Annotated in this window: 8 protein-coding genes and 1 pseudogene; 6 read left to right on the top strand and 3 right to left on the bottom strand. The window is 49.6% G+C overall.

Translation table 11 applies throughout. The features are described 5' to 3' along the window. Positions 1–164: 164 nt before the first annotated feature. Complete coding sequence (locus QWV57_RS07055) at positions 165–3,926, top strand: bifunctional RecB family nuclease/DEAD/DEAH box helicase (RefSeq protein WP_301101576.1); 3,762 nt, start codon at positions 165–167, stop codon at positions 3,924–3,926. Positions 3,927–4,181: 255 nt separating this feature from the next. Here QWV57_RS07055 and QWV57_RS07060 read toward each other — a convergent pair. After that, positions 4,182–5,351 (bottom strand): annotated as a pseudogene (locus tag QWV57_RS07060) (ISL3 family transposase). A gap of 314 nt (positions 5,352–5,665) precedes the next feature. Here QWV57_RS07060 and QWV57_RS07065 point away from each other — a divergent pair. The 5 genes from QWV57_RS07065 (at position 5,666) to QWV57_RS07085 (ending at position 13,789) form a co-directional block, all read left to right on the top strand. Further along, entirely contained in the window at positions 5,666–7,612 is a 1,947-nt protein-coding gene (locus QWV57_RS07065) for a MotA/TolQ/ExbB proton channel family protein (protein WP_301101579.1), read from the top strand. Further along, positions 7,609–8,280: an OmpA/MotB family protein gene (locus QWV57_RS07070; protein WP_033005917.1), complete on the top strand. Its 672-nt coding sequence runs from the start codon at positions 7,609–7,611 to the stop codon at positions 8,278–8,280. Before QWV57_RS07065 ends, QWV57_RS07070 begins: the two co-directional genes overlap by 4 nt. Beyond that, complete coding sequence (locus tag QWV57_RS07075; RefSeq protein ID WP_020755523.1) at positions 8,277–9,557, top strand: hypothetical protein; 1,281 nt, start codon at positions 8,277–8,279, stop codon at positions 9,555–9,557. The genes QWV57_RS07070 and QWV57_RS07075 overlap by 4 nt, the downstream gene beginning before the upstream one ends. Continuing rightward, positions 9,502–12,126, top strand: a complete 2,625-nt coding sequence (locus QWV57_RS07080; protein WP_060787962.1) for a DEAD/DEAH box helicase — start codon at positions 9,502–9,504, stop codon at positions 12,124–12,126. Before QWV57_RS07075 ends, QWV57_RS07080 begins: the two co-directional genes overlap by 56 nt. 226 nt (positions 12,127–12,352) lie before the next feature. Continuing rightward, complete coding sequence (locus QWV57_RS07085) at positions 12,353–13,789, top strand: site-specific DNA-methyltransferase (RefSeq protein WP_060787961.1); 1,437 nt, start codon at positions 12,353–12,355, stop codon at positions 13,787–13,789. 101 nt (positions 13,790–13,890) lie between these two features. On the opposite strand, the gene QWV57_RS07090 is transcribed toward QWV57_RS07085, so the two are convergent. Together QWV57_RS07090 and gabP are read right to left on the bottom strand one after the other, a co-directional pair. Next, complete coding sequence (locus QWV57_RS07090; protein WP_020755528.1) at positions 13,891–14,202, bottom strand: hypothetical protein; 312 nt, start codon at positions 14,200–14,202, stop codon at positions 13,891–13,893. Between the two features lie 183 nt (positions 14,203–14,385). Beyond that, a complete protein-coding gene (gene gabP / locus QWV57_RS07095) occupies positions 14,386–15,777 on the bottom strand; it encodes a GABA permease (protein WP_033005920.1) in 1,392 nt (463 codons plus the stop codon). Positions 15,778–15,993 lie beyond the last annotated feature (216 nt).

Here is a 15,993-nt window from a genome sequence, read left to right on the forward strand (position 1 = left end):
CCCTCTTTCATTCTAATTTCCTTCATTATAGCACATATGTTCTTGTCGGACAAGCACGAATGGTGTATATAGGAAAGCGTACAAACATATGATACAATGAATAAACAAACTGACAAGTCCCAGTGCGGATATCGGCTAGTATGTTTTTAGAAAGGGATCGATGTATGCTTTACGTTTCTCCTGCCAAAATCGCAAGCTATTTTTATCACGAGTGCGAGCGGAATTTTTATTTTCAGTCGTTGGCGAAAGAACGGCGCAGCGAGCTCGATGTGCCGGAAGAGCTGTTTGAGCGGCCCGCGGTGCATCAGAGCGTGCTGCGCCGAGGGGTTGAGTGGGAAGAGGAAGTGATTACGACCTATTTGGCCGGCCAAGTGCAGATGGGGAAGCGAGAGCCTGGCGCACCGATTTCCCACTGCTATTTGGATGGAGAGGAGACGATCCGCGAGCTGAAGCAGCCGAGCAAGCGCTATTTATACCAGCCGACATTGATCGCGCCGCCGCGCTTTTACAAACAGTACGGGTTGGATCCAGAGGCGATCCGATTTGCGGCGTGTCGTCCGGATTTGATTGAGTGCATTCCGGGGCAAAACGGCTTTGTGTTCCGCATCATCGACATCAAATCATCAGATGTGTTAAAGATTTCCCACCGCGTGCAAACGGCGCTGTACGCGTTGATGTTGTCCTCGGTGTTAGAGGAGCACGGTGTTAAGGGCAGCGTCGATTTGCGCGAAGCCGGGATATGGACGTACAAAACCGAGCAGCCGCAGCTGACAGATATCGGACAGCTGCTTCCGTTTCTTGAGCAGTTTTTGGCTAGCGAATTGACGGCGCTGGCTGGGAAGCAACTTGATGAGCTGTTTTGGCATTTGGATTATCGCTGTGAATGGTGCCCGTTCTATGATTACTGTTTCGACAAAGCGCGGAAACAGTCGCATATTTCCCTCGTTCCGTACTTATCGAGTCATGCGTCCCGCTTTATCCGCGAGCGGCAGCTTCCGGAGACGATCGATGAGTTTCGCCAACTTCTTGAGCGTCAAGAAACGAGACACGTCCTAAAACAAAACGCTGGATTGGCGCGTCAACTTCGGCGGCTTGAAGCGCAGCTTGAGGCGATTGCGGAGGAAAAGGTCGTTCCGTATGACCAGGCGGTGACGCATATGCCGATATGGGAAGACATCCGTCTGATTCTCACCGCGCAACGCGATCCGTTGACGGGGAAGATTGCGGCGGCATCGTTGTACCGTGTTGGTGGAACAGATGTGTTTGGAACGGGATCGGAAATGCATCATGTTATTGCTGGTTCTCTGGAAGAATGCGACGCGGTCGGCCGAACGTTTGCCGATGCGCTGGACCGCCTGCTTCAGACGGTGCACGATTACAACCGGGAGCGAGAGTGGCGGTCGCAAAAATCGGTGCAGGCGTATGTCATCGACAACTATGAATGGGACAATGTGCAGCAGCTACTTCAAGCGCTTTTGTTCGATCCAGACTATAACGAAAAAGCTGTTCGGCTGCTGTCGTATTTTCATAGCAGCTCACTAGCAAGTGCCAACGATCATCCAGATGAAATCGTTCCGCTTCCTGTCGTTGTTCTGACAACGGCCGTGAGCCAGCTGTTCGCCTTGCCGACGCATGTTGCGTACCGTCTTGAAGACTTGTCGCGGTATATTGCGGCCTACCATGATTCGCCGTTTCTGTACTCGGCGAGCGAGCGCTTTTCGTTCCGCTTGACAAACGCCATGAAACTGGATGTGCTGCATGATGCCTGGCAAACAGGGGACATGGAAAAACGACAAGCGGTCGAGAAGGAGCTGAGCCGCCGCCTTTGGGCCGCTCACAGCATCATTCAAGGCATCCGTGCGTGGGCCGAGAGCGTCCATCCTTCGCCACTTATGGTCTGGCCGGAAAAATTTGCGTTTCCTCATTCGGCTGATTACCGCGATCCGCTTGTGTCCAAGCTGGCGTTTATGGCGCGCTACGAGGCGCTATTAAACTACTTGGATATTCGCCAAAAGCGCCTGCTCCCGCTTTCGGAGCGGCTTGAGAACGGAGTGACGCTTCATGTCACGTACCTTGGCGGCGATCGGTTCCGATTGAACAACCGCCAGGCGCTTGAAGCGATCGATCTAAAGGCGAGCTGGCTTTTGACGGAGTGCAATGAGGAAGGGGAAAAGGCGCAACAGACGTTTCCTGATCATAAGTACGCCAGTGAATGGAAGACGCCCCAATGGGCCAATGTCTATTTTGTCCGCATTCGCGCCATCGAAGATAATGGCAAGACAGCTGAACTCGAGCTCGAGTTGCCCAAATGGCTCGACCGGTTCCCGCTTGTGGAAGGAGGGGAGTATTGGCTGTCGCTTCGGCATGCCGATTTTACCACCCCGCGCGTCTTGCAGGCGTTGCAACAGTTGGATAAGGACAATCATCGCATCTTGGACTTAGTTCGCGATCCGATTCGCTATCGGAAAACGTTTCGTCCCAACTGGGATGCAGAGGAAGTCAAGGCGCTTCTCCGCCGAAGCGGGTTGACAAAAAGCCAGCGTCAGGCGTTTCTCCACTTTCTCCGCCATACGTTGACGCTCGTCTGGGGGCCGCCTGGCACCGGGAAAACGCATTTTATTGCCGTTGCTCTTCGGTTGCTGATGGAAATGTATGAAAAACGGGGGCGGAGGCTTGCCATTCTTGTTTCGGGCTTCACCCATGCGGCGATCGAAAACGTTCTGCGCAAAATTCAGGAGCTTGCGCCGCGGCGCAGCGTCCATATCGCGAAACTTGGCGAGATTCAGACGGAAAATGCGAAAGGAATCGCCGAGGTGGCAGACCGTGACCTTCTCGGATGGTTTGGCAGCGGCGGCCATCGGGTGCTTGGCGCCACGCTGTACGGCATTCAAAGGGCATATGAAAAAGGCTGTCTAGAAGAGTTTGACGTCGTCGTTCTGGATGAAGCATCGCAAATTCGCGTCGCCGATTCGCTATTGGCGCTGCGCCATGTCAAAAAAGCAGGCCGGCTGCTCATTGTCGGCGACCATTTCCAGCTGCCGCCAATCATTCAAGGGGCGTATGTGGCCGCAGAAGGGGAGCCGCCTTTGTTCGACTCGATTTTCCGCCTGCTGTTTGACGCCGATGTCGAGAAGCGGTATACCCGCCAACTGACGGACAATTTCCGCATGAATGAGGCGCTTTGCCGCTATCCAGCCGACCGGATCTACGGCTCCGAGTACACGGCGTTCAACCGGCAAATTGCCGAGCAAACGTTGGCGCTCGCCGATGCCCCAACTGCCGATGAATGGGTGGAAGCAGCGATCGACCCTGACTATCCGCTTGTCGTCTGCACGTATGACGGCGTGTACGGTGCCCAAGAAAACGAGGCGGAAGCGCGCTGGGTGGCGAGCATCGCGAAGGTGTTGCGGGCACGGCTTCTTGACAGCGAGGGAAAACGGTACGATGACTCATCAGAAGGCGACCAAGCGTTTTGGCGCCGCGGGCTGTTTATCATCTCGCCGCATCGGGCGCAAATCCGCGCCATTCGCCGTGAGCTTGAACACCGAGGATTGCGCCCACCGTTTTTCGTCGATACGGTTGATAAAATGCAAGGGCAAGAAGTGGATGCGGCGATCATCAGCTACGGCGTCGCCGATCCGGAACTGGCTGTGATGGAAGGGGAGTTCATCTACAGTTTGAACCGCCTCAACGTTTCGCTCACACGGGCGCGGAAAAAGGCGATCCTCTTCCTCTCGCGCCAACTCATGTCGCCGCCGCTTCAGGTGATCGGCAACGAGGAATACCGTGAAGGAGTCAACTTTATGGTTGGGCTTGAGCAGTACGCTTTACGTCATGGGGAAGCGCAAACGTTTATGGTCGACGGTGTTGCGCTGCAAATGTACCGAGTCAGTCGTCCGAAGATGGAAAACATGGACACTCTATGAAGCTGCTGAGTTTGACAGGAAAAAAGGATGAATCAAGGCGCTGTTCAACTTGAGAAATTCTTTGATGCATCCGAGAATCCCCCATTTTCTTGCTCAAAAAACGCATAAGCAGTCACCATCCGCCATGCCGCCTTCTCCGTTTGTTGGCTCGTTTTGTTTTTCGTGCCGGGGAAAGGAGGGTATGGCGATTTCTTTTGGACGACCAAGTCATCTATATAATTGGTTCATCACCAAAAGATGTACTTGATTTTTACGTTAAAATGTGATAGAGGTCTCTAGACGGACACGCAAAGTAAAACGCTGGATATTTCGATACCCATATCCTCGCCTTTTGATCAATTTTATTTTGTTGTTGATTCCTTCCATTGGACCATTTGAGTAAGAAAAAACGATGCAAGAAAGCACTGCGTCTCTTCGGGTGATGAGTGCCTTGGCAATACTGCGTACGGCGGCACAGTCGCTAAAAAGGTACCGGTCAAACCATTGGGTCAAACGAGTTTCGGCTTGCTTTCTTGTTTGGCTTTTGGATACGTAACGGAAATGTTGAAGTGCTTGATAGACATCACGTAAATAAGCACTTTCTTGGCACCATTGTCGAACTTCCTGTCTCTCTTCTTCTGTTCATTTTTCTGGACGTTGGCTTAACCATCGGCACACGCGGCGAACGCTTCCATGTTTGGTTCCGCCTTTGGCAAGGTATTTGCGACAACGTTCCAGCGCATCGGTGAATAACTGAATCACATGGAAGTGGTCAAGAACATGGATGGCTTTTGGACATACCTTTTCAATGGCTTTTCTCATGGCAGGAGCCAAGTCGCTGACAACATACTTCACTTTGGAGGCGACGGGTTGAAGCGCCTCCACAATGGCTTCTTCATTTTTTCCAGAAGCAATGGAAAGGACATTCCGAGTCTGTGTGTCCATCACCGCTACTCCGTAATCATGTCCCTTTCGGAAAGCGAATTCATCCACACATACTACTGTAGGATTCGATGTTGGTAAAAGAGCCGGGGCATATTGATAAAACCAGCGTTCTACTGTCGTATAGGCGAGTTGTAACAAGCGAGCGACTTCTTGAATCGTTTTTCCGATGCATAACTGGGCGACCCAATGTTGAAACGATTCCGTCGCGATACTGTGAGACGGAAGTCCCGGATAAGAAACGGTGAACGTCAGAAAACAGGCTTGGCAACGCCGTCTTTCTATAGGAAGTTCAATCCAAAATAAACCGACCGTATTTGTATAGCCATGAATCCATTGTTTTCGTTTCGATGATATTTTGGTTGTCCGTCCGAAGCAAGTCGGGCAGATCGGACAATGAGGAGGGAGGGAAAGTTCAAAAATCCATCGTTCTCCCTCTTTTCGTTCTCCATGAATAAGAAAGCCTGGTAAAGTGATCAAATCTTTGATAAACTGAGATTGCATGCGAAATTTCCTCCATGGTTGATGGTTTGGTCACCTTTACCATACAGGAAATTTCGCATTTTTTGTACCCTTGATCAGAAAACAACCTGATTGTCAAGTACATTTTGTGGTGAAGAGCCATATAATTGTTATTTTGTTACATATTGCCGATAGGTCGTAACGCCTGTAAAATGATTTTGTAAGAATCGGAGAGAAGAACGCTTTTTGCCATTCCAGTGAATAATCAGATGAACAGCGAAGGGGACGAATGGAACGGATTGGATTTTTCTTAGCAACAGATGACTTTACACAATAGAAAGCGCGGGTGAGGGACGTTGTATACCGTTTTTGAGACGTTGTTTTCCTTGATTAACAAAATCGGAAATGAAGGTTTTACTGATTTGTTTCTTTATTTTCAGTTTAGTTTGTTTTTGGTGATGGCTGTTTGGCAGTTTGTCCGCATTCATAGGGAGATTGCGGTGATGAACCAGTTGAAGCCAAAGCTTTTGGAATTAAACCGTCCTTTAGATGGAAGCGTCTACGAGATTGATCAGGCCATTCACAATCTTTTTGCCCAAGTGAAAAAGTCGAAATATAAAGAACTTTGGGAGCGGTATTATAATCGCGTGTCGCAGAAAAATGAGGATGAGCGTATTAATGTAGAGCCGTTTTTTGGATTTGATGTGATGTACCATCATATGGGCTACCGAACATTGATGGACATGGGGGCGGGCATTCACGTCAGTCTCGGTGTTCTTGGCACTTTCGTTGGTCTCTCGGTAGGATTGGCTCAATTGCATGTCAGTGATACAGAAATGTTGCGGTCTGGAATTGATAGTTTAATAAATGGGATGAAAGTCGCCTTTTACACTTCTGTATGGGGCGTGTTGCTTTCTTTAATATGGACGATGTTCGACCGATGGATCAGTGGCGTGCTTGAGCGCAATATCGACTGGCATTCCGAGCGGCTTGACTTTTTGCTTAGCACCGATGATGAGGAGCTGTTTCTTAACCGTTTAGAAAAGTTATCACGTCATCAGGCTGACCATCTGAAGACGCTGCTGACTGATGCGCTTGAAAGGGCGATGCAGCCGATCGCTCTATCGCTTCAGCAGTCGCACGGCAGCCTGCAGCAAGCGTTCGGTCAGCTTCATGACCAGTTCGCCCAGCTGCATGAAGGGATGGAGACGCAGGCAAGGTTGCTTGAGTCGCAAATTGAGTTGACAAAAAGTACAAGCGCCGATGTGACGAGTCGGCTTGTTGATGAGATTACAGGCGGGACACAACAGTCAATTGGAAAGTTTAGCGAGTTTGTCCAACAATCGCAAGTGCTTCACTCAGAAATGATGAAAACGATTGAGTCATTCACAAGCCGTTTTGCTTATACGGAAGAGCGGCAGGCGATGACGCTTGAGCGGACGGAAAAAATGTTTGCGCAATTTGAGAAAATGGCTGCAGAACTTGAATTAATGAAGGAAAGTTATCAAAAAACGGCGGGGATGATGAACGGATTAGGAGAAACATTTTACCAGTTGCAGCAGCTGACAAAAGACCAGCTTCCAGTTCAGCAAGAAGTGATGCGGAGCAACCAGCTGTTGGCTCAGAAGTATGATCATTTGGCAGAACAGTTCACCCGATTTAATGCGGAAGTGGAAACACAGTACAGCCAGCTGCTTGAGCGGCTTGTCCATGCATCGTCCTCACTTTCCGGCTCGTTTCAAACGATGGCGAACAAGTTTGAGGAGTCTCTCCGCATTCAAAAAGAATCGCTGCATGATTCGCAGCAGCTGCTCGGCGATGTCCAGTCGGCTGTGGCTGCGCTGTCCCCGCTCGTTTCCGAATTGCGCGAAACGTTCAATCGCGTTCGCGAGCTGAAGGAGCAGCTGCTTAAAATGCAGGAAGCGCAAAAACAGCTTCTTCCAGAGCTTGTGCAGCTGCGCACGCAAACAAATGAAACGGTGGAGGAAGCATTACAAACAACGAAAGTGTACATGCATGAGATGACAGAGCAAATCGCGACGCTGCAGCAAAACTGGGCGATGACGAAAGAACAGTTGGCGAAGATTACAGAAGCCCTTCATCTTTCAATGAAAGATTTTGCGGAGAACATTGACAGCGGTCTAAGCAAAACGTATCAACACTTTGATGAGACGTTGACAAAAGCCGTTCAGGAAGTGAGCGGGCTCGTTTATCAGTTCAGTGAGGTTCAGAACGATTTCATTGAGAATATGGAAGACTTAGTCGATCATCTGGATAAATGGAAAGCAGGGGCTTCAACATGAAATATCGGAGACGGACGGAAGTTAATTATTGGATGTCCTATGCGGATTTAATGAGCGCCATGTTGATGGTGTTTGCCTTGTTGTTGATGTTTGTCATCCTTGACTACCGTGAATTGTTAGAAGAGAAAGAAAAACAAATTGAAGAGGTTGTCAGCGTCAAAACGGAGATCATTCGGGCTTTAACAGAAGCGTTTAAAAAGTCGAATATGGCCATTGAGGTCGATCAGCAAACAGGAGCCATCCGCTTTCCCGGCAGCATTTTGTTTGAATCGAACTCGGCGGAAATTTCTCCGGAGGGGAAGGCGTTTTTGCAACAATTTATTCCTAAGTATATGGGGATTTTATTGCAGGATCGGTTTAAAGATGAAATTTCAAGTATCATTATCGAAGGACATACCGACCGAAATGGGACGTACATGTACAACATGTCTTTGTCACAGCGACGGGCATACGCCGTTTTAGAGTATATTTATAGTAAAGAGTTTCCTAATTTTAAAGAGCGGGAGCTGTCGAAAAAGTACATTACTGCAAATGGCCGGAGCTTCAGCAATCCGCTGACGGATGAAAACGGCAAGTATGATCCTGACCGATCACGCCGGGTTGAATTTTTATTCCGTCTTAAGGACGATGAAGCAATTAAAGCCATTGAAAAGTTGGTGAACGAATGAAGTATGAGTATGAACCGGTATTGCTGAAACGATGGCTACGCGAAGTGCGTCCGCCTCTTTTGGAGAAAACAATGGAAAACAGCAATGAGAAATATCGGGGGCTGCTCGAACGGCTGTCCGACCAGTTTGCGGGGCTAGTCGATGCACCGTCTTCGGCATTCGAACAATGGGTCAAACAGTTGTCGAGGCGGGAAAAGCTTCTTTTGCCAAACTTATATAAAAAAGAGCTTCCGGAAGAGATGAAAAAAGCGATGATTGATGTGATCCAGCAACACGTTCGTCATGAGCGCCGCCTTTTTCGTGTGTTGGTCGATGTGGTGTATGAAACATGTGATTTGGATGAAATTTGGAAGCTTTTACGCTATGCTTATGCCTCTCATATCGAAAAAATTGAAAAAAGAATGGAAAAAGAAAAGAGCGAAAAATGGCGGCGTTATTTGTCAAGCAAAGACCCGATTGTATATTTGGCGACGACGGCGTATGAAAGCGAGAAAGGCATTTTAGAGGAATTGGAGACGTTTTATTTAACGAAAAATTTCCCGTTGTTTAAACTCGTGCTGATGGAAATTTTCCAGCTGGCCGATGAATCGTTTTTTCTCAAAGAACAAGAGTTGTACCGGGATATGTTTGTTTCTTCGACAAATGAGCAGCAACAAAAAATGGCGAACGCATTGATCAAAAAGTGCAAACTGAATCACGTCAAGCCGCTCGGAAGATTGATATTTGAAAAGTTGCAAACGTATCACAGAAAACCAATGCTATGGAGATATGTCGGGGAAGAGGAAAAGCAGCGGTTTGCTCAGTGGATTATGAGGTTGGAATTGAAAGACTTTTTTGGCGGCGTGAATAAAAACCATGAACGGTTTCAATATTGGGAAAAGTTTATTCCAAAGCTAGAGGATGTCGTTGTGACGGATGAACGCACGACGTTGATTATGTATTTTCATGACGTTGTCATTATGGAAGTGCTCGGAACTGGGGCGGTTTATATTTACCGCGCCGACGTATTCCGGCGCCATTTTCAGCCCAAAATCGACCGGATGCTCGCCGAACGCGAGCAGTTTGCCAACAAGGCGTGGCGAAAAGTGCGGGAAGTGAAACGAACCGAGCTGATGGATAGAGATTTGACAATTCCAGGCGGCTGGCTGCGCCATAACGGTGGGTGGCAATGGAAATTTGATGAATGGCTTCGCCGCGAACTCGGCTGGGAGGTAAGAAGGGATGTTCTTCTTCAAAAAGAAACGGAAAATGATGAAGGCAGTTTTGACGCCGAATGAGGATGGGATTCATTTTTCGTTTCAGTTGCATGACGGCAAAACCGTCGCCGAACTGAAGCTGCCTATGGCCAAAGAAGACATCGAAAAATATTACAAAGTGCAAGGATTTCAGCAGTATGTCGCTTGGGAGGAGCTTTACGACTCGGGCGTTCTTGTCGATTCGACTTTGCCGTATAGCGAGTATTATGAATTGCTGAAAGACGAAAGCGCCAAAGAAGTGCTCCAACATTTAGGGCTTCCCGTTGTTGAGGAGCAAGTGGGCGGAAAGCTCTCACTTCGTTCGTTGCCGCATGAAGCGGACTTAGTTTTGCAACTGTTTGATGCAGGCGGGCGCAACTTAGATCGGGTTGGGAAGCAGGCCGGGGCGATTTATGTGCTGCCAGACCGTCTCATGCTGCTCCCGGAACGCGTATATCGGCTGAAACAAGCGCTTTTGGGATCGTACGAATCAGGATATGAAAAAATCGGCATTTGCCAACAGCTGGCCAACGAAGCAGGAATTGAACTTGAACACTTTTTACAAAACGAAACGTATCACGTCGTTGATGCGTACGATATAGACGTTGCTGTGCACCGCCATGACCATATCGAGCTTGTCGTTAAAGGACGAAATGAGGAGGAAACCCGCCATCTTCAACGACTGCAACGGGTCAGCAGCATAAAAAAAGGCCATGGGCGCAGCCGTTTCGTCAGCACGGAGCAGGTTCATGCTGATATGATGCATTTGCAGCAAAAACGGCATATTACGGGAGAAGAAGTGCCGCTGTTTTTGGAAAATCCGGCGGCCGTCTTGCCTGAGCATGATTATTTATTTGATTTGGACCAGTTTTCAGAACGTGTCCGCGGCCTTATCCCGATTGAACGGGTTCGCCCTTTTTTTCATGAGCGGACCGGAATGCAATGGTTTGATGAGGAGAGCGGGCATACTGTTCCGTACGATGAGACGTTATTGCGCGAACTGATGGAAAAATATCCGGATCAGCAATATGTCGAATACAACGGCAAATGGATTTACCTAGATCCTTTATTGCGCCGGAAGCTGCTGCAGCTGCCGAAAGACGCCGATGAAGCGTTGAAGCGCCGGTATATTCTTGATATTAAAGATAACGAAGAACAACTTGAATACAAGATGGACAGCGCCCAAGGGGCACCATGCCGGCGCTATCCGGTTCCATCCGGGCTGCAAGCGGAGCTTTTTCCGCATCAAATCGAAGGCTTTGAGTGGCTCTGTCACTTGGCAGAGCAAGAAAGGGGCGGCCTGCTTGCCGATGATATGGGGCTTGGAAAAACAATTCAGGTCATTGCGTTTTTGTTGCATCAAAAAGCAAATGGGCGGTTGAAGCCGACGTTGATCGTCCTGCCGATAGCCCTGATTGAGAACTGGGTGGCGGAAATCGAAAAGTTTGCCCCAAGCTTGTTGGACGGTTTATATATTCATAAAGGAAGAGGACGGCTGGCTTCGTCGCAGCTCATTTCACAGTTTGATATCGTTTTGACAAGCTATGACACGCTCAAAATGGACCAGCTTCTGTTGGGGAAAATTGAATTTCAAGCGATTATTTGTGATGAGGCGCAAAACATTAAATCTCATACTAGCCAGCGCTCACGCGCCATTCGCGCCATGCAAGGACGTTTCCGTTTAGCGATGACCGGCACGCCGGTCGAAAATAGTTTAGACGAACTTTGGGCGATTATGGACTTTGTCCAGCCTGGTGCTTTAGGCTCTCTAAAAGAATTTCGCTTCCGCTATGCAGAAACGTCGGACTATGATGCGTTGCTTGTGGCCCTACAACCGTACTATTTGCGCCGCACGAAGCAACAAATTCTCGATGGCCGTTTGCCTAAAAAACACCTTGTTCCGCCGATTTATGTTGAAGCTTCACCCATACAGAAGGAAATTGCCCGGTCAATGTTGGCCACAAAAGAGATGGGTCAGGTCGCCATTTTGAATATGATTACGAGACTTCGTCAACTGTACGGCCATCCCGGTGCGGTCATTCCGAAATATGAACAGCTCTCTTATCAAGAAGTGCCGAAGCTGAAAGAAACGATGCATATCATTGAAACGATTCGGCAAAAGGGAGAGAAAGTGCTCATCTTTACTGAATTTCGCAAACTGCACTCTCTTTTAAAACGAATCTTTATGGAGACATACGGCATTTCTGTTCCAGTGATTGATGGCGATGCGAAAAATCGGCAATTGATTGTCCGGCGCTTTAACGAAATGCAAGGCTTTGGCATTATGATTTTATCCCCAAAAGCGGCCGGCGTCGGCTTGACGATCACAAGTGCCAACCATGTGATTCATTACACACGATGGTGGAATCCAGCGGTCGAAAATCAAGCAACTGACCGTGCATATCGCATCGGCCAGCAAAAGGACGTGTATGTCTACCATATTATTACGAGGGACAGTTCCCACTTTCCGCAGGGGACAGTAGAGGAATTGATGCATGAATTGCTTGAAAGCAAGCGCCATTTAGCCGAAAATGTCATTATTCCGTTTAATATGAGCGAGATCCAGCAAGCGGTCGCTGAGAAGGCGGTGGGGCGAAGACAGCTTGTGTAAAGAGCCGTTTTCGTGTCCGATCGGCGGATTCTCTTGTCTGACAAGGGAATCGCTCCGTATGAAACGTTCTACGCTCCGCTTCCGTTTGCAGGAGGCGGGGATATTTTTTAGCTAAGAGTTGTGGCAGGAAAACGGTTTGCCATGGCGAAATATTGGAAATACGATCTCTTTTTCGTGGACAAAAAACGTTGCGGACAAGATGGCGGAGGGGGAGGGAGGGCGTGCCATGGCAAACGTCGGTGGGAGAAGGAAACAGGTAGCGGATGCAAGGCTTGAAGCGGTAAAGAAGCTCTTTCCGGAAGCGGTGGTGGACGGGGACATCGATTGGGATCGGTTGCGGAAGGAACTCGGCTGTGGGGGCCGGGAAGAATCGTATGAGTTCACATGGCCAGGGAAGGCGGAGGCGAGGCGGCTCGCTGAGCTGCCTGCGTCCGGAGTATTGCGGCCGGATCAGGCAGCGAGCAAACAGTGGGAGACGACGAACAATTGGTATATTGAAGGGGATAACTTAGAGGCGTTAAAGCTGTTGCGAGCAACGCATGCAGGAACCATTCAAATGATTTACATCGACCCGCCGTACAATACCGGAAAAGTGCTCACGTACAAAGACAATTGGCGCAAGGGGAAAGCCGTTGTTCCTAGCGGAATCCAGGAAGAAGCGCGCGGCCATGTCGGCTGGCTTAACATGATGTACCCGCGCCTTTGGGTGGCGCGAGAGCTGTTGGCGGAGACAGGGGCGATGTTTATTTCCATTGATGATACAGAACAGGCGAATTTGAAAAAGATGTGCGATGAACTGTTTGGCGAGCGGAATTTTGTCGCCACGTTCATTTGGCAGCGGGCGTTTTCGCCTGTGAATATGAACAAGTTTGCCTCGCGCAACCATGACTTCATCCTCTGTTACGCGAAAAATATCGACCGTTTAGCTTGGTACGGCTTGCCGCGCCATCCGGAAGCGGACGGGCGGTATGCCAACCCAGACAATGACCCGCGGGGGCCGTGGACGTCAGGTGATTTGTCGGTCGGTCCGCCGATTCCGGAAAAGATTTATGAGATTGTGACGCCAAGCGGCCGGGTCGTCTCCCCGCCGAACGGGTATTGCTGGCGGGTGACGAAGGAGCGCTTCACCGAACTGGTGGAAGACAACCGCATTTGGTTTGGCAAAGACGGAAACGGGGTGCCGCGCCTGAAGCGGTTTTTAAGCGAAGTGAAGTCGACGGTGACGCCGCTTACGATTTGGACGCATGACGAGGTGTCCCATTCGCAGGAGGCGAAAAAGGAGCTGAAGGAGCTGTTCGACGGGCTGGCGGTGATGGATTACCCGAAGCCGGTGAAGCTCATTCAGCGCATGGTGGCGTTGACAACGAAGGACAATGACATCATCCTCGACTTTTTTTCCGGCTCGGCGACAACGGCCCATGCCGTCATGCAGCAAAACGCAGAAGACGGCGGCCGGCGGTCGTTTATAATGGTGCAGCTTCCCGAACGGCTTGCGGAAACGTCCGAGGCGTATCGGGTGGGGTTTCGGACGATTTGCGACATCGGCCGCGAGCGCATTCGCCGCGCGGGGGAGAAAATCGTTTATGAAACGGGGAAGACGGAGCTTGATATTGGCTTCCGCGTGTTTCGGTTCGAGAAGAAATCGAAGCAGCCCGCTCGCTAGGTGGACGGGCTGCTTTTCGATTCGGCTGATGAAAAGCGCTTTGGTAAAACAGGCGTTGCGTCTATGTCCGAGTCCCTGATGTCCGTCGTTTCAGGCGCTTTTTACAATGACGGCGCGGCCCAGCGGTGGTCGACAAAGACGTCGTACTCCGCGGCAATCGTTTCTTTGAGCTCCGCTAAAGACGGGATGCCGTCGGCGAACGTGTAGGTGTCAAGGCAAATGAGGGAGTATTCGTCGCCGGGATCAAATACGATGGTGACGACTTCTTCCGTTCCGGCGTCCACTTGCCGGACGGTGTCGCCGTCTTCCGGCTCAACGAGTACGTTTTGGTATGTTTCACGAATCACGTAGTAGCCTTCCCGCAATTGTTCAGTGAATAGATGTTCGATGTCCGTCAGTTCGTGGACGATCATGTTTAGGCCTCCTGATTTGTGAAATTATTCTCAATGTCAGTATACAACGAAATGACGGCAAAGGTAATAGGCGGCGACGGAAGTTTGGAAAGTTGTCATTTTTCTGTTCCGCCGCCGTTTGGGCGGGGCGGAACAGACAAAACAGACGCCCGTGCCGATGGACGCCTGTTCATGTGGTGAAAATCAATCTTTCGCTATTGTGGATGCCGCCGGCTCATAGGTTGGGTCGAGACGGCGCCTTGCAAAGGCGAAGTAGCAAACGATGACGACGGCGGTGATGAGCAACGTCAGCAGCAACTGAGACACCATCGAATCGATAAACAGCATTGAGGCGAGGATCACGAGCAATATGAGAATCGTAAAATAGGTCAAGTGGGGAAACAGCCACATTTTAATTTTTAACGAATCGCTGTTTTCGCGTTCGAGTTTTTTCCGCAGGCGGAGCTGCGAGACGGCGATGGCTAAATAGACGAGCAGCGCGATCGCGCCGGAAGAGTTGACGAGAAACAGAAACACTTTGTCCGGCGAGATGTAGTTCATGATGACGGCGATGTACGCAAACAACGTGCTAGCGATGACCGCCCGCACTGGAACACCGTTTTTGCTCAGCCGCAAAAATGACTTTGGCGCTTCTCCTTTCTCTGCGAGAGAGTAAAGCATGCGCGACGTTGTGTACAGTCCGGAATTGAGGCAGGACAACACGGCGGTCAATACGATAAAGTTCATGATTTGGGCGGCCGCAGGGACGCCGACGTGTTCGAGCACGGCGACAAACGGACTCTTCAACACGCTCGCTGAGTTCCAAGGGAGCAATGTGACGACAACGGCGATGGAGCCGATGTAAAACACTAAAATCCGCCATGTGACCGACTTAGTTGCCTTGGATACTGCTTCTTGCGGTTCGGCTGATTCTCCGGCGGCGATCGTGACGATTTCCGTTCCGAAGAAGGAGAAAATAACGATGACAATGCCAACAAGGATGGAACCGATGCCATGCGGCATCAATCCGCCGTGACCAGTCAAATTTTTTAAGCCGACCGGATCGCTGCCCGGTGCAAGGCCGAAAATGAAGGCCAAACCAAGAATAAGAAAAAGGACAATGCTTGCTACTTTGATGAACGCGAACCAGTATTCAAACTCCCCGTACGATTTAACCGACCAAATATTGGTGAGTGTCATCAATATAGTCAGGATAAGGCTTAGGAGCCATAACGGAATGGAAGGAAACCAATATTGGATGATGGCGGCTCCTGCGTTCGCTTCAATGGCGATGACGATCACCCAGAAAAACCAGTAAAGCCATCCGACCGTAAATCCTGCCCAAGGACCGATTGCTTCATGGGCGTAAGCAGCAAATGAACCACTTGTCGGACGAGCCGCGGCCATCTCCCCGAGCATCCGCATCACGAGAACGACTAAAGCACCCGCTAAGGCATAGGAAAACACAGCTCCCGGTCCTGTCGAATGGATAACAGCTCCACTTCCGACAAACAATCCGGCGCCGATGACCCCAGCGATGGCAATCATAGCCATATGGCGCTCTTTCAATCCTTTTTGCAGACCGGAATCATTCATCCCTATTCCCCCTCTCAAAAAGAGTTTAAATTTTTCAAATAATCTCACTACGCGATTGTTTTTAGTGTATATGGAAAAATTCACTCTACACATTAGACAAAATGCCAACTAAAAATGGAGTTTCATTGGACGATTTGTCAATAGGCGTCTCGGCTATAGAAGGAGTTTAGTTATAAAGTTTCGAATATTTGTGATAATAAAGACAAAGCAAAAGGG

Origin of the sequence: Geobacillus zalihae (assembly GCF_030414215.1) — a bacterium.
Taxonomy (GTDB): Bacteria; Bacillota; Bacilli; order Bacillales; family Anoxybacillaceae; genus Geobacillus; species Geobacillus zalihae.